The organism is Rhodococcus sp. 2H158 (genome assembly GCF_053764755.1).
Window position 1 is genome coordinate 120,285 of sequence record NZ_JBSNCE010000001.1, and the last position, 18,791, is coordinate 139,075.

An 18,791-nucleotide genomic window follows, 5' to 3' on the forward strand; every position below is an offset into this window, starting at 1 on the left:
TCAGCTCCGCTCTGCGAGGGTTCGGGACTTCGAATAGAAGGCGGCCGCGGCGATGGTCAGACCGCCGAGCAGCCACTGCTGCCAGTACAGCGGCAAGCCGATAAACTGCACCACCGTGTTGATCTGGATGACCAGCACCGCGCCGAGGCAGGCACCGATGAACGAGCCGCGCCCTCCGAAGATCGAGGCACCACCGAGTACCGCGGCACCGATGCTGGCGAGGGTGTAGCTGTCACCGATGCTGGCATTGCCGGTCCCGGCCTGCGCCATCAGCAGCACGGCTGCCGGGACGACCAGCACCGAGCAGCCCACGTACGCGATGAGAGTGATCCGCTTGGTGTGCACCCCGATCCGATCTGCGGTGGCATGGGCGGATCCGGTGGCGCGCAGGCGAATGCCGAACAGACTCCGGTACATCGCGAACTCGAGAAGCACCGCGACGATGATCGCCAGGAGGATCATGATCGGGATGAATCCGAGCTTGGTTGACGCGTACGACAGGAAGATGGGGTCGATCTTGCCCGCGGGCAAAGGTCGCAGCAGGTACGCGATGCCCTGGATCGCGGTGTAGGTCACCAGGGTGGCGATCAAGGGATTGATTTTGACGACCGCCGCCAAGGTCCAGTTGACCAGGCCGACGACCGCGGCCACGAGTGTGAGCACGATCAGTCCGACGATCATCCCGATCGGCGTCTTGTACGCCGACAGCACGAACGAGCCGACCACGACCAGCAGACCTGCCAGCGGCCCGACCGACAGGTCGATGCCTCCGATCATCATCACCACCTGCTGAGCCATCGCGAAGAACGCCAAGGTGGCCAGCAGCGGCAAGATCAGCCCGAAGTTGCGGGAGGTGAGGTAGAACTCGCTCTGGCTGATCGCCACCCCGGCGAGCAGGATGGTCGCGAGCGCGAGAATCGCCGCGGGAGTGAGGTCGTTGCGGGCCAGCTTCCGGCCGAGAGTGACTTTTTGCAGCGCCGCGCCGACGCGACTGCGGCTGCCGGTGGCGCTCAGTGCGGCCTGGGCGATGCCGTGCTCGGACAACTCGTCGTCGACGAGTTCCTTCGCGGCCTTGCCGCGGGAGAAGACGATGACCCGATCGCAGAGCTGCTCGAGTTCGGCAGCAGAGGAGGAGAGCACGATGATCGCCGCGCCGCGGGCTGCCGCCTCACGCAGGATGGTGTAGATCTCCTCACGGGCGCCGATATCGACGCCCTGGGTGGGCTCGTCGGCCAGAATCAGCTTCGACTCGGTCATCAGCACGCGGCTGAGCACGACCTTCTGCTGGTTTCCGCCCGAGAGGGTGGTGATGTCGACCTCGGGGGAGGGCGCCTTGACCCGCATCGACGCGAACGTTTCCGATGTGGCCTTGCGCTCGCGCACGCGAGAGAGCACGCCGAGGTGCGACAACCGCCGCAGCGAGGACAGCGAGGCGTTCTCCCGTAGGCTCAGGCCCGGCAGAATGCCCTCGTTGTGCCGGTCGTGGGGCAGATAGGCGATCCCCCCGGCCAGCGCCGCGGTCGGACTCGACGTCTTGATCGTGCGACCGCCGAGCTCGATGGTGCCGTGCCCGGTGACCAGGCCGCCGAGCGCACGCAGGACCTCACGTTGCCCCTGTCCCTCGACACCGGCGAACCCGACGATCTCGCCGGCACGGACCGTCAGGTCCACGTCGTCGAACCCGTGACCGGTAAATCCGGTGACCTTCAGCAAGGTGTCGCCGAGCGCGGTCGTGCGGGTCTCGGCCCGGGTGTGCGCGCGGGTGAGTTCGCGGCCGACGACGAGGTTGACCACGTCCTGCTCGGTGACTTCGGCGCCGTCGAATGTCCCGACCAGTGCGCCGTCGCGCAGTACCGACACGGTGTGGGCGATCTGCTTGACCTCGTTGAGTCGGTGCGAGATGTACACGACCGCGCCGCCGGCGTCGATCAACTCCGAAATCAGGCGGAACAGTTCGGCGACCGCGGGCGGCAGCAGATGCTCGGTGGGTTCGTCGAGGACGATGACCTTGGGCTCTTCCGCCAGTGCCTTCGCAATTTCGACGACGAACCGCGCATCGGGCGGTAGTTCGCGGACCGGGGTGCGCGGATCGATCGCGGCCACGCTGCTCCACCGCGAGAGGATGCCTTCCGCCCAGCCGACCTGCTCGCCGACCGAAGGGCGGCGGTCCTCGGGCATGCTCAGGCGCATGTTCTCCGCCACCGTCAGATCCGGCAAAAGCGCCGGTTCCTGGTAGACGATGGCCAGTCCCTGCTCCCGACACCAGTCCGGGGACGGGTCGGTGGCGGTGACACCACCGATCTCCACTGTCCCCGAGTCGGCGGTGATCGAACCGGCCGCAATGCCGACGAGCGTGGACTTGCCCGCCCCGTTCTGGCCAACCAGCGCATGGATCTCGCCGCGCCGGACGGTGAGCGAGACACCCTTGATGGCGTGGACGCCCGGGTACTTCTTGTCGACTGCGTCCAGTCGCAGGACGATGTCCTGATCGGTGCTCTCCTGGACCGGATCATTCTGCACCTGTAGGTCACTCACGTACATCACATCCTCGACGATGTCTTGCTGAGTCACTGTTGACCACTCCTCATCCCTCGCGCCCAGCCGCTACTCGAAGACGGCCGAAAGCTGCTCGGGCGAGAGCGCCGAGGACAGGTCGGCGTCCGGTGGCAGGTCCTCGCGGCAGGTCGGGAGCTTGCCGTTGCGGGTATCGATGAACGTCGGCAGTTCGAAGTTCTCCCGCTCGTTGTCGGGCTGGCCGCTCAGTGCGGCCAGCGCCTTGCGGGCGGCGATGCGCACGACGGTGGTGGTGCCGTCGAGGGTGAGCAAGTGGAAGTCCGGGTTGGCCTGGTGGTGCTGCAACCAAATGCACCCGAGTTCGTTGTCGGTCGCCGACGTCGCCAGCGGCGGAATGGGGCGACCGGCGTTGATGAACGCCCGCAGACCGCCCTTCGACGCAACGCCGTAATCCGATGCCAGAGCGTCGATTTCCGGGTACTTGGTCAGCGCCCCCGCCATCGCGCGCTGCTCGTACGCGGCGTCCCAGCTCGACGGTTGCGGCTCGTTGGTCAGCGAAGTGAACGGATCACCGAGTTCCTTCGAGGTCTCCAGGATTCCGTCCCACAGCGCCACGGTCGACGGGCTGCCACCCGGCAGGCCACCGCTGAAGAGCAGCTTGGCGCCCGGCTGGACCTGGCCGGCCAGCCACTTGGCCATCGTGTCGCCCTCGACGTCGAAGTCGTACTGGACGTATCCGTCGTAGTCGACACCGACCTCCCCGCCGGGATCGGCGATGTAGGGCACGACGACCACACCGGAGTCGTGGGCGTTCTTCAGGGCGCTGAGTGCCTGGCTGCCGAAGTCGTCGTAGGTGACGATCGCATCGAATCCCTTTGCGGTGTACGAGTTGATCGCGGTGATGTACTTCTGCAGGTCGTTGTCGGCCTGGGTGTACTCGAGGGTGACGTTCGGGCAGGCGGAAAGCTCGTCGGTGAGTTCGGCCTGCGTGATCTTGCGCCAGGAGTTGGCGCCGAAACCGGCGACATGTGCGATCTTCAGCGGACGATCGCCGCACAGCTGCTCGACCGGCAGGGCCTGGCCGCCGTCGCTCGTCGAACCGCCGGAGTTGCCGCTCGATTCGGCCGGGGCGCTGGCCGTACACGCCGCGACACTCAGGGCTGCGCTGAAGACAACTCCGGCAAAGGCTGCGCGACGACAAGACAGAGCTTTCATTGGATGTTCCTTCTCGATGCCAGACACTGACGAACGTTTGCTCGTTTGTTTGTATTGTGGCGTAGAGCACAGCATCCGTCAACGGGTGATCTGCGGCATGCCGCGACCTGGGGCGATATGGGATTCTCGCGGCCATCACATGCCTGCAGGACGGCGCCGCTGACGTCCCTCTCATCGTCGATGCGCGAGACCTGTTGTTTCGGTGGCGAAACCGCTGTTGCGCCTGCTGCTGTGGTGGTCGGTACTGCGAGAGAACGACCGGGCGGGAACCGTCGAGGTGATTCAGACCGCGGAGCTCGTCGGAAGCTCGCGGACCGACGCCCACCAGCCCTCCCGGTCCGGGAAGGACTGGGAGGGCTGGCTGTGTCGTATTCGATTGTGGGAGCTCGGTGTGGGTGTCAGCCGACCGCGATCGGAGCAGCTACGCACACGGTGTTACGCAGCATGCCCAGGCCGGTGATCTCCGTGGTGAGTATCTGGCCGTCGGACAGATGTGTTCCCGTCGGGTGGCCGACCCCGCCGGGAGTTCCGGTCAAGATCACGTCCCCGGCCTGCAAGGTGACGATGTGGGAGATGTACTCGATCAACCGGGTGGGGGTGAACACCAGGTCGCCGGTCGAGTCCGACTGGACAGTGGCCCCGTCGACGAGAGTGTTCAATGGGGCACCGAGCGAAAACTCGTCCGGGGTCACCAGCGTCGGACCGAGCGGACACGTACCTTCGAAGGTCTTGCCCTGCAACCACTGTTGTGTCCGATATTGATAATCGCGCATGGTGACATCGTTGGCGACGGCGAAGCCGGCGATGTACTCGCCGGCGTCGGCGGCCTGCACCGCTCTCGCCTTCTTGCCGATGACGACGGCGAGCTCTCCTTCCCAGTCGACCTGCTGATCGGCATCGGCCGGGACGTGGATGTCGTCGTAGGCGCCGATGAGTGCTTCGGGGAACTTGGCAAACAACGTCGGATAGCGGGGGAGTTCGCGCCCCATCTCCGCGATGTGGTTCGCGTAGTTCAGCCCCACGCACACAATCTTCGTCGGGTGCGTCACCACAGGGGCGTACTCCACGGCACCGAGCTCAACCACCTGTCCGGCGGCCTCGGTGGCGATGCGCTGCCAGTGAGGATCCCGTAACAGATCCGAGAGGCTGGGATGGGGCTCGATCAGCACCGCGCGCTCGCCCTCGATCCGTGCGGCGGCGGTCGATGATCCGTTCAGGCGCAGCGTGGCCAGCCTCATGAGACAGCGACCTCGGCGGGCTTCTTGAGCATCAGGCCGGACCGCTGCACGCGGCAAACCAACTTGTCGTTCTGATTGAAGCCACGGTGTTCGAACCGCACGATGCCGGTGTCCGGGCGCGACTTCGACTCACGTCGAGACAGGATCTCGGTCTCGATCCGCAGGGTGTCACCGATCAGCACCGGCGCCGGAAAGGCGATCTCCTCGAACCCGAGATTGCCCAGGGTGGTTCCGAGGGTGGTCTCCTGCACCGGGATGCCGACCACGACGCCGAGGGTGAAGACGCTGTTGACGATGCGTTCGCCGTACATGCTGTTCTTGGCGAATTCCGCGTCGAGATGCAGGGGCTGGACGTTCAAGGTGAGGGTCGTGAACAGCAGATTGTCGGTCTCGGTGACGGTGCGGGTTACCGCGTGCTTGAGGACGAGCCCCGGCTCGAGCTCTTCGAAGTACAGTCCACTCATTGTCGGTTCCTTACGAGGTTGTTGCGGTTACTGCGTATTGATGGATTCGGCGAGGGCGACCACGCCGCGGGCGGTCTTGACGTGCGCGATATCGACGTGTTCACCCTCGAACAGAGCGGCGGCCTGGCCCTTTGCCTGAGCCAGTTCGAAGGCCTCGATCATGCGCCGGAAGCGGTCGACGACCTTCGGGTCCGGTGCGTAGACGTCGTTGACCGTGTGGATGTGTGAGGGGTGAATGAGAACCTGACCGGTAAAGCCCAGCCGACGGTTGCCCTCGGCGAATCGGCGCAAACCGTCCAGATCGGAAATCTCCTGCCACAGACCCACTATGGGATGGGCCAAACCGGCGGCGCGGCAGGCGAGCACCGCCTTACTGCGGTAATGCAGGGTCTCGAGACCCTCGGCTGTCCACTCGAAACCGACCTCGCGCGAAACGTCGGCATCGCGGGCGGCGGCCACCATCAACGACGCGACCCGCGGATGCGCGGCGGCGATCACCTCGCAGTTCACCAGCGACTTCGCGGTCTCGAGGGTGGGGATCACCTCCACGCTGCCGCGGTCGAGCGCGGCCTCGATCTCGAAGTGGTCGAGCAGGGCCGCGAAATCGAGGACCTCTCGCGGGCCGTAGATCTTCGGCAGCAGGAGGCCGCCGAGCCCAGCCCGGACGACGGCCTGCAGGTCTTTGCCGAAGTGGTCCGTATCGAGGGGGTTCGGGCGCACCAGCACCGTCACCTCGGGATGCTCGCGTCGCAGGGTGTCGATGGTGTCGGCCGCGATCGCGCGGGCGTCGGCCTTGCTCGGCTCGGGAACCGAATCCTCGAGATCGAGGATCACGGCGTCGGCACCCGCGCGCACCGCCTTCTGCGCCCAACCCTCGCGATGGGCCGGCACGAACAACAGAGAACGTAGGGGTCGCATTACTTCCTCACTCGATAGGGCACCACTGGTGCAGGGATGACACAGGGGGTGGTGGCACGGTGCGCCGAGGCGTTGCAGACCGGTCGTGACCAGGGATGCGGTGACACCACCGGCCACCGGAGAGGCCGGTGCGCGGACCGCAGCGAGGACGTGGTGTGCGTCATCTCGTCCCATCCAAGAGATCGGGGTGCAAGGTTGGCCAAATGATTGACCGGCGGGCGGGCTGACCCGTACTGTAAAACGAACAATCGCTCGTACGTTAACACGGCCGGCAGTGCCGGCGCTATGAGGAGCTTCGATGACAGCCAACGACATCAGCACCACGGCCCGCGTGATCGGCCAGCCCGATCGCTGGTGGGAAGATCTCGCACTGGGCGATGTTCTCCGGGGCCCCGGCATGACCGTCACCGATGCGCATTTGGTGCAGTGGGCGGGCCTGACCTGCGACATTGTTTCGCTGCACCTCGACGAGGAGTACGCCGCCGGCACCCAGTTCGGGCAACGGATCGCGCATGGACCGTTCACCCTCTCGCTCGCACTCGGACTGACCACCCAGACCGGGTACTTCAACAACGTCGTTGCCTGGCTCGGGCTCGACGAGGTTCGAGCGGCACGTCCGGTGATCATCGGTGACACCCTGCATCCGGAAGCCGAACTGGTCGCTGCGCGGCCGACGAAGAAGCCGGACCAGGGAATCTGGACCCTCGCCTACAGTGCTCTCAATCAGCGCGGCGAGTCCGTCATGACCTTCCGCAGCAGCTTCATGATCCGGCGCCGTCCCGAACCGCTGCGCTGACGTCGCCATCAGCGCGGGCACGTCGACGTCCTTCGTGGACGGGTGTCGTGGTCGCGCCGCAGGCGCTCGTCTGCCGGTGATACGCGACCCCTTGCGCGGGGCGACGTGATGCTTACGAAGGCAAGGAAAGCACACAATCAGTGACGCGAAAGGGGGCGAGTACGGCCGCGCACGACAAGCCGGTAGTCACCCGTAGGGGCGAGGGGGCGAAGAAGCGCAGGTCAGTCCGGCGGCGCCGTGCGCGTCTCCGGGGTCAGCGTGCAGCACGCGCCGGCGACCAAGATCCGGTTCGGGAAGGTTTTCAACGGTCCGGGCTACCGGTCCCTGCCGCACCACCACGGAGAGGCCGAGACCGGCGGATACGTCCTGACCGGCAAGGCGGGTATCTACTTCGGCGAGAACTTTAGTGAGTACCTTCCTGATGTCGACGACTGCACGCTCGAGGGTTACGTCCGCGTCGACGCTCCGACCGAGGCGCGCTGACCACTTTCTCAGCAGGACTCTTCGGTCGATTTGCGCCGCGTGCGCAGCCGGTTCGACTCTCTCCCGAGCCCCTGAGATGAATCGAATGCTGCCGATGGGCGGCCCCGCGCCCCCGCGGCGCTCACCGCGAGGCGAGCGAACCGGCGCGTAGGCACGGCGCCCATGCCTGAGGTGAAGGGCGGCCGCCTCGGAAGGTGGTTCCCGAGAACCCGGAACCTTCGACACGACCTACCATCTGACGGCGCCTTCCTTCATCTTCGCGACCGCAGCGGTTCGGTTGGTCACCGCCAGCTTGCGAAGGATATTGCTCACGTGAAACCGCACCGTATTCGCCGAGATGAACAGGTCGCGGCCGATTGCGGCGTTCGAGGCACCGGCCGCCATCATGCCGAGTACCTCGTGCTCGCGGCCGGTCAACGGTTCGCCACGGACCCAGTCGCTTTCGGTCACCCCCTCGGCGCGGTGCGTCCTCACGCCGGCGCCACCGGGGGCCCCGAGGATGCTCCAGCATCGATGTTGCTCGCAGGCGGGCTTCGCGGTCGGTGATGTGCCGGGAACGGAGCACGGCAAGTGCCCGACCCAATTCGGTCTGCATCATCATCCACTCATTCCCAGGGGCCGGTTCTCGACGGTGTTTGCCGGACGACACCGATGTACGAACGATCTCAATGCGCGTCATCCTTGCCCTCAGCGACAGACCTCCGCACCCGCAAACAAACACTTGTAAGTTTAAGCTGGTGGCTGACAGTTGTCGACTCACCTCCTCGGTGAAGGAAGCGCTCCCATCTCGCTTACCCCTCCGGAACGAGCATCCGGCCTCGCGCTCGGGTTGACCGGCTTCGTCGGTCGGCGTGCCGAACTAGCCGAGGCCACGCGACTCCTCGGCACCTACCCACTGGTCACGTTCACCGGTTTCAGGGTGTGGGCAAGACGCGAATGGCGCTGCGTCCGGCGTCCGCAGTGGTGCACTCCTTCACAGACGGCGTGCCACTCGTCGAACGCGATGGTGAGCATGACCTGGATGCGCTGTACCCGGGGGATTGGCCGCTGCTGCCGGCACGACGGCGTTACCGTGGTCGGAAACGCTCGAGGAACTGACGAAAGCCGTCGCGACGCAACGTCTCTTGCCGATACCGGACCCCTGTGAGTACCCGGCCACCGACCAGGCAAGCCGGTCCGGCAACGACGTGGTGGGGGGGTCCAACCCAGCGTGGGTTGGGACCTCCCACCACCCTGATTCCTTTCATTACCCGACGGCCGTCGGCGACCACTCCGGGTAGTCGATGTAGCCCTTGTCGCCGCCCGAGTAGAAGGTGTCGAGATCAGGCTCGGCGAGCTCGAGATTGTCTCGGAGGCGACGCACGAGGTCGGGGTTGGAGATGAAGTACCGGCCGAAAGCGATCAGATCGGCGCCCCGTGCGAGCCACCGATCGGCATCCGTCTTGTCGACGAACGTCGAGCTACCGACCTGAGCGGGATTGACGATCAGCGGTCCGGTCCACAGCTCCCGCAGTTTGTCGTTGATCTCCTCCGACGCCGTCTCGAGAATGTGCAGGTACGCCAGTCCGAGAGGATTGAGGGCCTCGAGCAGGGTCGTGTACAGGCCGGCGGGATCGCTCTCGTTCATGTCGTGGAACTTTCCACCGGGCGAGAACCGGATACCGACCCGGTCGGCGCCGATCGCCTTGCTGACCGCTGTCGCGACCTCGACCGCGAACCGGGCTCGGTTCTCGTTCGATCCACCGTACTGGTCGGTGCGCTGATTGCTGTTGTCCGAGAGGAACTGCTGGATCAAGTAGCCGTTGGCGCCGTGGATCTCCACGCCGTCAAAGCCCGCGGCAACAGCACGCTCGGCCGCATCGACGAAGACCGCGATCTGCTCCTGAATCTGCTCGACGGTCATCTCGACCGGCGTCACGAATGCGAGCCGGCCGCCTGAGTTGAAGATCGTGCCCTGTGCCGCGATCGGTGAAGCCCCCAGCGGCTGCATTCCGTTGATCTCCGGATGGCCGACCCGGCCACCGTGCATGAGCTGAGCGAAGATCCGTCCGCCCGCGTCGTGGACCGCCTGGGTGATCGGGCGCCAGGCGGCTTCCTGCTCGTCGTTGTAGAGGCCGGGGATGTTCGGCTCGGACTGCCCCTGCTTGGACGGGGAGATGCCTTCGCTGACTATCAACCCAGCGGATGCGCGCTGAGCGTAGTAGAGCGCGGCACTATCGGACGGCATTCCGGTCTCGGATGCGCGGACGCGCGTCATCGGTGCCATGACAACCCGGTTCGGCAGCTCGATCGAGCCCAGCTTGATTGTGTCGAACAGCATGCTTGAGAACTCCTTTATGGGGGATGAGGATCTTTCCTGCAGGCGTCAGTTGACGAGCCGCACGCAAGCTCTGTCCAGCACAGTCGGCGGTTTGCCGGCAGCGGGACCAGTTGACTCCGTGCTTGGTGCGTATCAACGAGCTACATGACTTCGTGTGCCATTGGCGGGACGAGACGGACGTATTCGGAGAACCTTGGGGGTTCCCTTCACCGCCGGGCACCGCGCCAGCTGGTGCGGCTGGCGCGACGGCTCTCGTACCAAAAGTGCCAGCTGATCGCCCTGTTCGCAGTTCCCTTCGGGGTTAAACGTACGGACGCTCGTAAGTATTAGAGCTTGAAGCGGTTGTGTCAACCCTCACACCGAGCGGGGCGGTGCATCTGTGATCACAAGACCGGCGGGTGTGTAGTCATAGCGGTCCCACGGTCGGCGGAGCGCTCTCTACCCGCCGCACGCGGACAGACGGAGATGCGATGACATTGTGCAAGAACCAAAGTCATGTGCCCCCTTCCTGCCGGCAGAACTCGGACGTCGACTAGAGATCGTCTTGCACCGAGGCGGGGCATGATCTACATTGCGTTTGACAAACGAGCGTTTGTAGGCCGCGCTGGGTCCGGATCATTGAATCCACTGAAGGAGTTGGTGTCATGACCGCAAGTTGACATAGTCTCGGTCATCGGAGAGGGAGTGGCGTGCCTCTCAGGGCCGGCGTGCGAGGCACCTGAGCGCGTCGAGAACGAGGGCCATTTCTGGCGGGGTGCACCGTCCGTTGGGACATCCGGCGCCGGTAGCGTCGATCGTCCCGAAATCGGTGGAAGATCGACACCGACCATCGGCAGTGCATCCCGGGCTCAGAACGCCCGCCCTGGGCCGCCGGCGCCGCGATCGGACTGTAGGCCTCCGGACACTGAGCAATGATCATGGCCGTGAGCTGAGCAGTGCAGGCGCGAATTGCAAAGTGGAGTTTCTCGTTCGTCAAGACCGGAACGCGCTGGTTCTGCACCAGAGCGGGATCGTCCCCACGATTCTCACAAGCCGACGCCCATACGATCGGCCTGATCGTGTGCAGGCACGACCGGACATCAGGAGCCACTCAGCCATCAACGAAGAGTGGTCGCATCATCCGTCCGGTGGAGACGACACGGGCACGCAGGTTTCTCCGGACCCAGCGGAAGGAGCTTCGTTCGCAGGCGCAGCTGAGCGTTCCGTCCCAGGACGGACGCCCGTCCACGGTCCAACCGAAGGTGTTCGAGCCGCTCCCGCAGCTGGGGCGAGCTCGGCGCCGGCATCGGTGCGAACCTTGTCGATCTCGGCCTGCACCCGCCGCAGGTACGCATCTATGGCGGCGGGGTCGGCCAACAGCACAGTGGCCTCAGTACCGGTGTCTCACACGAGGACGAGCGCGACGGCGACCGCGATGTCGAGGACGGCGCAGAACTCGGCGAAGGAACGGTCCACGGTGACGCGGAGCCGATGGTGGACGAGATCCCACACGCCGTGCAGGAACCATCCGGCCGCGACGATGTACCGGGCGACGTCCGGATCGACGGCGAGCGCGACCAGGCCGAGCGCCCCGAAGGCGACCATGCCGGCCACCTGGACGAGGAAACGGCGATCACGCAGCCGGCCGCGCACCGCGCCGACGACGACCACGACCGTCGCCGCGGCGCCGATCAGCACCGTCGACGGCACGACGTCCAGCGCCCGCACCACGAACCACGCCGTGTAGGAGGCCGGGAACACCACCCACACCGCACGCGGCCGGTCGAGCACGGCCGTGACGAGATACAGGAACGGCAGCAGCATCATCATCTCGGTGAGGATCTCGACGCTCGCCTCGGCGGGTGTGCCGATCAGAGCGAACGCCAGAGCCACCACCGTCGGCCAGCGCTGCGCCAGGAAGGCCGGCCCGGCCGAGCGGCGCGATGCGGGGCGGGCCGTGCTCACGGCCGTCGTGGTGTCCATGAGGTCTCCCGGGGGGCAGCGGGGGGCGGATGCCTCCACGATCGACGGCCGGGGCCGGCCGGGCGAGACCCGGACGCCGGACAGGTCCGGAAATTTGGGATCCCTGTCCGCCGGACACGTCGCGTCCGGCCCCGTCCCCGGTTACGGTCGACGGTGTGGACGAACGACTCGTGGTGGTCGTCGGCTACGACCGGGCGGAGCTGCTCGACATCGCCTGCGTGACGACCACGTTCGCGGCGGCGAACCGGTTCGGGGCGGTCCCGCCGTACCGGGTCGAGCTGGCCACCCCCGGCGGGGCCGCGATCACCTGCGACACCGGGCTCGTGCTGGCCGGACAGCGACGGCTCGAGCGGCTCGTCGGAACGCTCGACACCCTCGTGGTCTCCGGGGGCTTCGGGCACATCGACGTGGCCGACGACGCCCGGTTCGTCGGCCACGTGCGCCGCCTCGCGCGGGACAGCCGCCGGGTGGCGTCCGTGTGCACGGGCGCCTCCGTCCTCGCGGCCGCCGGTCTGCTCGACGGCCGCCGCGCCACCACCCACTGGGCGTTCGCCGATCGGCTCGCCGCGCGGTATCCGCAGGTGCAGGTGGATCCGCTGCCCATCTTCGTGCGCGACGGGCACGTCGCCACCGCCGCCGGCGTGACCAGCGCCCTGGACCTCGCCCTCGCGTTCGTCGAGGAGGACCACGGCCCCGACATGGCCCGCCAGGTCTCCCGGGCCCTCGTCACCTACCTGCAGCGACCGGGCAACCAGGCGCAGATGAGCATGTTCACCACGGCCCCCGAACCGAAGGACCGCGGGATGCGGCGCCTCGTCGACCACATCACCACCCAACTCGACGGCGATCTGTCGGCCGCCGCGCTCGCCGCGCGAGCCGGGATGAGCGAACGGCACCTCACCCGGATGTTCCTGCACCACCTGCACGACACACCCGCCCGCTACGTCCGCCGGGTTCGGCTCGAGGCCGCCGCCGTCCTGCTCACCACCACGTCGCTGCCGGTCACAGCGGTCGCGGCGCGCTGCGGCTTCGGCACGGCCGAGACGCTGCGGCAGGCGTTCACCCGTCGCTACGGGGCGTCACCGGCGGCGTTCCGCGCCGGTCACTCACGTACCGCGGCCCGGCACACCGGGGCCGGCTGAGCGGGTCTCAGGACAGGTACTCGGGGTCCGGGCAGGTCTTGTGCGACCAGTCCGACCCGAGGCTGCCCTGGTGCGAGTCCTCCGGGCACTCGCCGCTCCGCTCGCCCGCGCGCGCCAGGGACACCACGACGGATTTCGATGTAGGGCAATTGCTCTGGCGTGCAGTCGAATCCAGCGGCACCAACTCGTTGGTCTCGGGATAGTAGGCGGCCGCCGAGCCGCGCGGCGTGTCGTACTCGACGATCCGGAACGACCGCGCGCACCGGACCCGCTCGTCGCCGTCCCACCGGGTGAACAGGTCGACCAGGTCGCCGTCGTCGAAGCCGAGGGCGGCGATGTCGTCGCGGTGCAGGAAGATCACCCGCCGCCCGCCCTCGATGCCGCGGTACCGATCGCTCAGCCCGTAGACGGTGGTGTTGAACTGGTCGTGGCTCCGCAGGGTCTGCAGGATCACGTGCCCCGCGGGCACCTGCAGCACGTCGATCGGGGAGACCGCGAACTCGGCCCGCCCGGAGGCGGTGTGGAAGGTGCGCGAATCGCGCGGCGGATGCGGCAGGACGAAGCCGCCCGGCCGCCGCACGTTCACGTCGTAGCTCTCGCACCCGGGCACCACCCGCGAGATCAGGCCGCGGACGATGCCGTAGTCGTCGCGCATCGCCTTCCAGTCGAGGCCGTACCGGTCCCCCAGCGTGGCCTCGGCGATCCGGGAGACGATCTCGACCTCGGACTTCAGGTGCGCGCTCGCCGGCGGCAACGGCCCGCGGGACGCATGGACCGAGCACGTGGAGTCCTCGACCGTCACGAACTGCGGGCCCGACGTCTGCACGTCCTGCTCGGTGCGGCCCTTGGCCGGCAGGATCAGCGCCGTCTCGCCGCACACGAGATGCGACCGGTTGATCTTGGTGGAGACCTGCACCGTCATCCGGGCCCTGCGCATCGCCGCCGCGGTGACGTGGGTGTCCGGCGCGGCCTGCACGAAGTTGCCCCCGAGCCCCATGAAGAAGCGGGCCCGGCCGTCGCGCAGGGCCCGGATGGAGTCGACGGTGTCGAAGCCGTTCTCGCGCGGCGGATCGAAGCCGAACTCCCGTTGCAGCGCATCGAGGAAGTGGGCCGGCGGCCGCTCCCAGATGCCCATGGTGCGGTCGCCCTGCACGTTCGAATGCCCGCGCACGGGGAACAGACCCGCGCCCCGCTTGCCGATGTTGCCCTGCGCGAGGGCCAGATTGGTGACCTCCTTGATGGTGGCCACCGCGTTGCGGTGCTGGGTCAGGCCCATCGCCCAGCAGAACACCGTCGCGCGCGAGTCGCGCAGCAGCGTCGCCGCCTCGGTGATCTGCTCCCGCGACAGCCCCGTGGCGGTGGTGACGACGTCCCAGTCGACGCCGGCGACGTGGCGGCGCCACTGCTCGAAACCGTGGGTGTGCCGTTCGATGAACTCGTGGTCGAGCGCGTCCCATTCCACGAGCAGGGAACCGAACGCCTGCAGCAGCGCGAGGTCTCCGTTCAGCGCGATCGGCAGGTGCAGGTCCGACAGGTCGGTGCCGCGGCCGACGACCCCGCGTGGGGTCTGCGGATTGCGGAAGTTGACCAGGCCCGCCTCGCGCAGCGGATTGATCGACAGGATCGTGGCGCCGTTGTGTTTCGCCTTCTCGAGGGCGGTCAGCATGCGCGGATGGTTCGTCCCCGGATTCTGGCCCTGCAGGACGATGAGGTCCGCGTGGTACACGTCGTCGAGCGTGACGCTCGCCTTGCCGATGCCGATCGACTCCTGCAGCGCGATGCTGGTGGACTCGTGGCACATGTTGGAGCAGTCGGGCAGGTTGTTCGTGCCGAAGGCCCGGGCGAACAGCTGGTAGGCGAATGCCACCTCGTTCGAGGCACGCCCGGAGGTGTAGAAGATCGCCTCGTCGGGGCTGTCGAGCGCCTTCAGCTCCGCACCGATCAGGGCGAACGCCTCGTCCCAGTCGATCGGCTCGTAGTGGGTGGCGCCGGGCCGCTTGATCATCGGATGCGTGATGCGGCCCTGCTGGCCGAGCCAGTGCTCGCTGTGCGAATCCAGGTCGGCGATGCTGTGTGCGGCGAAGAACTCGGGAGTGGCACGGCGCCGGGTCGCCTCCTCCGCCACCGCCTTCGCACCGTTCTCGCAGAACTCGGCGACCGATCGATGTCCCGGGTCCGGATCCGGCCACGCACAGCTCATGCAGTCGAAGCCCTCGGCCTGGTTCAGCCGCAACAGCGTCTGCGCCGTCCGGATCGGTCCCATCCGTTCGAGGGACCGTTTCATCGACACCGCCACCGCGGTCGGGCCCGCGGCATGATCCTCGGGTCCCTCGATCTCGAGGTCGCTCTCGTCGTAGTCCCGCTCGTGCCTGCCCAGCATCGTCGGCCCCTCTTCCACGCCGCTCCACGCGCACCCGGGTGTACCGCGCGCACGCACGTCATCGCCCGGAATACCCGCCCCGAACCCCTCCGAAACTGCAATCTCCAAGGGCAGCGCGGCCCGCACCGGCGTCGTACGGTGGCCTCATGAAGTGGTCGAACGCCCTCGGTATCCCGGCGGCCGCCCTGGCCGCGGTCGCCTCGTACGACCTGCTGCAGCGACGCCACGCGCTGCTGCGCAACTTCCCCGTCGTCGGGCACGGCCGCTACCTGCTCGAAGCGGTCGGTCCCGAGTTGCGGCAGTACATCACCACCGGCAACGACGAGGAGCGCCCCTTCACCCGCGATCAGCGTCGCTGGGTGTACACGTCGTCGAAGCTCGTGAACAACACCTTCGGCTTCGGCACCGACAACGACATCGAATACACCGATGGTTACACGATCATCAAGCACCGCACGTTCTCCGAGACCCCGCCGTCGGCGGCGCCGCACGCCGGGGAGGAACTGCAGATCCCGTCGGCGAAGATCCTCGGCGGGGCGCGCGGGCGGGCGAAGGCGTTCCGCCCGCAGTCGATCGTCAACATCTCGGCGATGAGCTTCGGCTCGCTGAGCGGGGCCGCCGTCTCTGCGCTCAACCGCGGCGCCGCCGACAGCGGGTGCCTGCATAACACCGGCGAGGGCGGGCTGTCGCGCTACCACCGCAACGGGGCAGACCTGATCTTCCAGATCGGCACCGCGTACTTCGGCTGCCGCGACGAGGAGGGCCGGTTCGACCTGGCCCGGCTGAAGGCCGTCGTCGAGTCGGCGCCGGTGCGGGCGATCGAGATCAAACTGAGCCAGGGCGCCAAGCCCGGCCTCGGCGGCCTGCTGCCCGGAGCCAAGGTGACACCCGAGATCGCCGAGATCCGCGGCATCCCGGAGGGCCGCGACTGTGTCAGCCCGTCGCGGCACACCACGTTCCACGACGTCGACAGCATGCTCGACTGGATCGAGCTGCTCGCCCACGAGACCGGGTTGCCGGTCGGCATCAAGTCGGCGGTCGGCGACATGGCGTTCTGGCAGAACCTCGTCGACGCGATGTGCAACTCCGACCGCGGCGTCGACTTCGTGACGATCGACGGCGGCGAGGGTGGCACAGGTGCCGCGCCGCTCGTGTTCACGGACGCGGTCTCTCTGCCCTTCCGCAGCGGCTTCGCCCGGGTCTACAAGCTGTTCGCGGAGGCGGGCCTCAGCGACGACGTGACGTTCATCGGCGCCGGCAAGCTCGGACTGCCCGACAACGCGGTGGTGGCGATGGCCCTGGGCTGCGACATGGTCAACATCGCGCGGGAGCCGATGCTCGCGATCGGCTGCATCCAGGCCCAGAAGTGCCATACCGACCGGTGTCCGACGGGCGTCGCCACCCAGAACCCGTGGCTCGAGCGGGGTCTCGACGTCGAGCTGAAGTCGGTGCGCGCCGCCAACTACATCCGGGCGCTGCGCCGGGACATCTTCAAGCTGGCCGAGGCCTGCGGCGTCGCGCATCCCGGTCTGATCACCCCGACCGACGTCGAGGTGGCGGACGGCAACCGTCGCGCGATCACGCTCGCGGAAATGTACGGCTACCAGCCCGGCTGGGGCCTGCCCGGCGCGTCGGACCGGGAGGAGATCACGCGGCTGATGCTCGGAGTCGCCGCGGCCGAGGGGGGCGAGGGCTCACCCGGCGCGCGCACGGTGCCGTGACGCGGATCGGGTCACTGTCCAGAATCCGGACAGTTCGGAGCGCCGATCCCGCGTCACGCTGGAGCACGACCACTCGCGACACCGCGGAACCCGCCGGGAGGCAGATCGTGATCGACAAGATGTACGCCACGGCGCTCACCGTCGGCGGTGTCGTGTTCGCCGGCTGCCTGCTGCTCGGCGAGGCGATGGACGCGATGGGCGGCGGGGGCGGCGGTCGCGTCACCGGACTGCGCGCGCTTCCGGGCGACACCGCCGAACAGGCCGAATGCATCTGCTAGAGTCTGCCGCGTGTCCGCTACCGCCGTGCCTCGCGTCCGCCATGAACTGGCGCTGATCGCTGTCGGCGTGCGCGCGGTCGCCGACGTCGACTGTCGTCGCTGACTCCCGTCACCAACCCTTGCGGCATCGTTGCCGCCCCCGGTTGCCGAGGAGTCGCGTCGCCTCGTCCGGCGTGACATTCGTCGGCCCGACTCGTTCGGGTCCACGTCTCCACCACATTCGTCCGTCCTGCGGAGCGTCTCCTCGAACCGGTGTGTCCGGGTCCTCCCCCGGTCTCGCACAGAGACACTCCTGCAGGAAAGGCATCACCTCATGAAGAGACGTTCGGGTCTGTTCGTCACCGCCCTCGCCGCCCTCGGCGCGACCGTGCTGACCGCGTGCTCCGGCGGATCCAGCGACACCGTGGGCGGAGGTGAGAGCAGCGGCGACGGCTCCGGCGGCACGATCAACCTGTACGCGTACGCCGTGCCGAAGCCCGGATTCGACAAGCTGATCCCCGCCTTCCAGGCCACCGAGGAGGGTGCGGACGTCGAGTTCCAGCAGTCCTACGGCGCCTCCGGCGACCAGTCCAGGAAGGTCAAGGACGGCGCCGAGGCGGACTTCGTCAACTTCTCCGTCGAGCCGGACGTCACCCGTCTCGTCGACGCCGGGCTCGTCGAGGCCGATTGGAACTCCGGTCCGTACAAAGGAATTCCCTTCGGATCGGTGGTGACGATCGTGGTGCGCGAGGGCAACCCCCAGAACATCACCGACTGGGACGACCTGCTGCAGCCCGGCCTCGAGGTCGTCACGCCCAACCCGTTCAGTTCCGGCTCGGCCAAGTGGAACCTGCTCGCCCCCTACGCGGCGAAGAGCGACGGCGGCGCGAACCCGCAGGCGGGTCTGGACTACGTCACCACACTCGTGAACGAGCACGTCAAGATCCAGCCCAAGTCCGGTCGCGAGGCCACCGAGGCGTTCCTGCAGGGCTCCGGCGACGTGCTGCTCAGCTACGAGAACGAGGCGCTGTTCATCGAGCGCAACGGCGACCCTGTCGAGCACGTCACCCCGCCCACGACCTTCAAGATCGAGAATCCGGCTGCAGTGCTCACGAATTCGAAGAACGCCGAGAAGGCACGGGCGTTCGCGGACTTCCTCTACACCCCGCAGGCGCAGCGTCTGTGGGCGGAGGCGGGCTTCCGTCCCGTTGACCCTGCGGTGGCGGAGGAGTTCGCGGCCGACTTCCCGCAGCCGGCGAAGCTGTGGACGATCGCGGACCTGGGCGGCTGGAAGGCTGTCGACGAGCAGTTGTTCAAGGCCGAGACCGGCTCGATCGCCGTGATCTACGACAACGCCACGAAGTAGAGCCCGAACAGTGAG

The 18,791-nt window shown here is 67.3% G+C and carries 16 protein-coding genes; 7 read left to right on the forward strand and 9 right to left on the reverse strand.

The window, feature by feature from the left end:
• The 5 genes from ACWPOB_RS00575 to ACWPOB_RS00595 form a co-directional block, all read right to left on the reverse strand.
• Positions 1-2,541: an ATP-binding cassette domain-containing protein gene (locus ACWPOB_RS00575; protein WP_455399705.1), complete on the reverse strand. Its 2,541-nt coding sequence runs from the start codon at positions 2,539-2,541 to the stop codon at positions 1-3.
• Positions 2,542-2,604: 63 nt separating this feature from the next.
• Positions 2,605-3,729 carry a substrate-binding domain-containing protein gene (locus tag ACWPOB_RS00580; protein ID WP_455399558.1) on the reverse strand — a complete coding sequence of 375 codons (1,125 nt, stop codon included), beginning with the start codon at positions 3,727-3,729 and terminating at the stop codon, positions 2,605-2,607.
• 398 nt (positions 3,730-4,127) lie between these two features.
• Positions 4,128-4,967, reverse strand: coding sequence for a fumarylacetoacetate hydrolase family protein (locus ACWPOB_RS00585; RefSeq protein WP_455399559.1), 840 nt, complete (start codon positions 4,965-4,967; stop codon positions 4,128-4,130).
• Positions 4,964-5,431, reverse strand: coding sequence for a MaoC family dehydratase (locus tag ACWPOB_RS00590; protein WP_072636646.1), 468 nt, complete (start codon positions 5,429-5,431; stop codon positions 4,964-4,966). The genes ACWPOB_RS00585 and ACWPOB_RS00590 overlap by 4 nt, the downstream gene beginning before the upstream one ends.
• Before the next feature lie 27 nt (positions 5,432-5,458).
• On the reverse strand, positions 5,459-6,349 hold the full coding sequence (locus ACWPOB_RS00595) for an HpcH/HpaI aldolase/citrate lyase family protein (RefSeq protein ID WP_072636647.1): 891 nt from the start codon (positions 6,347-6,349) through the stop codon (positions 5,459-5,461).
• Between the two features lie 298 nt (positions 6,350-6,647).
• On the opposite strand from ACWPOB_RS00595, the gene ACWPOB_RS00600 reads away from it, so the two are divergent.
• Together ACWPOB_RS00600 and ACWPOB_RS00605 are read left to right on the forward strand one after the other, a co-directional pair.
• Complete coding sequence (locus tag ACWPOB_RS00600; protein WP_072636648.1) at positions 6,648-7,145, forward strand: MaoC/PaaZ C-terminal domain-containing protein; 498 nt, start codon at positions 6,648-6,650, stop codon at positions 7,143-7,145.
• Positions 7,146-7,403: 258 nt separating this feature from the next.
• The gene (locus ACWPOB_RS00605) at positions 7,404-7,628 is read left to right on the forward strand and encodes a hypothetical protein (RefSeq protein ID WP_330758073.1); all 225 of its coding nucleotides are present in this window, start codon (positions 7,404-7,406) and stop codon (positions 7,626-7,628) included.
• Positions 7,629-7,856: 228 nt separating this feature from the next.
• Here the strand turns inward: ACWPOB_RS00605 and ACWPOB_RS00610 are convergent, their stop codons facing one another.
• From ACWPOB_RS00610 to ACWPOB_RS00620, 3 genes are all read right to left on the reverse strand, one after another.
• Positions 7,857-8,078, reverse strand: a complete 222-nt coding sequence (locus ACWPOB_RS00610) for a helix-turn-helix domain-containing protein (RefSeq protein ID WP_276207661.1) — start codon at positions 8,076-8,078, stop codon at positions 7,857-7,859.
• Between the two features lie 796 nt (positions 8,079-8,874).
• Complete coding sequence (locus tag ACWPOB_RS00615; protein WP_455399560.1) at positions 8,875-9,948, reverse strand: alkene reductase; 1,074 nt, start codon at positions 9,946-9,948, stop codon at positions 8,875-8,877.
• Between the two features lie 1,383 nt (positions 9,949-11,331).
• Complete coding sequence (locus ACWPOB_RS00620; protein ID WP_100055456.1) at positions 11,332-11,910, reverse strand: hypothetical protein; 579 nt, start codon at positions 11,908-11,910, stop codon at positions 11,332-11,334.
• 155 nt (positions 11,911-12,065) lie between these two features.
• On the opposite strand from ACWPOB_RS00620, the gene ACWPOB_RS00625 reads away from it, so the two are divergent.
• Positions 12,066-13,052, forward strand: a complete 987-nt coding sequence (locus ACWPOB_RS00625) for a GlxA family transcriptional regulator (RefSeq protein ID WP_455399561.1) — start codon at positions 12,066-12,068, stop codon at positions 13,050-13,052.
• Between the two features lie 7 nt (positions 13,053-13,059).
• On the opposite strand, the gene ACWPOB_RS00630 is transcribed toward ACWPOB_RS00625, so the two are convergent.
• The gene (locus tag ACWPOB_RS00630) at positions 13,060-15,432 is read right to left on the reverse strand and encodes an FdhF/YdeP family oxidoreductase (RefSeq protein ID WP_100055457.1); all 2,373 of its coding nucleotides are present in this window, start codon (positions 15,430-15,432) and stop codon (positions 13,060-13,062) included.
• A 146-nt stretch (positions 15,433-15,578) separates the two neighbouring features.
• Here ACWPOB_RS00630 and ACWPOB_RS00635 point away from each other — a divergent pair, with 146 nt between their 5' ends.
• From ACWPOB_RS00635 to ACWPOB_RS00650, 4 genes are all read left to right on the forward strand, one after another.
• Complete coding sequence (locus tag ACWPOB_RS00635; protein WP_100055458.1) at positions 15,579-17,153, forward strand: FMN-binding glutamate synthase family protein; 1,575 nt, start codon at positions 15,579-15,581, stop codon at positions 17,151-17,153.
• A 107-nt stretch (positions 17,154-17,260) separates the two neighbouring features.
• Entirely contained in the window at positions 17,261-17,431 is a 171-nt protein-coding gene (locus ACWPOB_RS00640) for a hypothetical protein (protein ID WP_455399562.1), read from the forward strand.
• Between the two features lie 10 nt (positions 17,432-17,441).
• Positions 17,442-17,534: an Ms4533A family Cys-rich leader peptide gene (locus tag ACWPOB_RS00645; protein WP_312026504.1), complete on the forward strand. Its 93-nt coding sequence runs from the start codon at positions 17,442-17,444 to the stop codon at positions 17,532-17,534.
• A gap of 210 nt (positions 17,535-17,744) precedes the next feature.
• Positions 17,745-18,776, forward strand: a complete 1,032-nt coding sequence (locus tag ACWPOB_RS00650; protein ID WP_100055459.1) for a sulfate ABC transporter substrate-binding protein — start codon at positions 17,745-17,747, stop codon at positions 18,774-18,776.
• Positions 18,777-18,791: the final 15 nt, after the last annotated feature.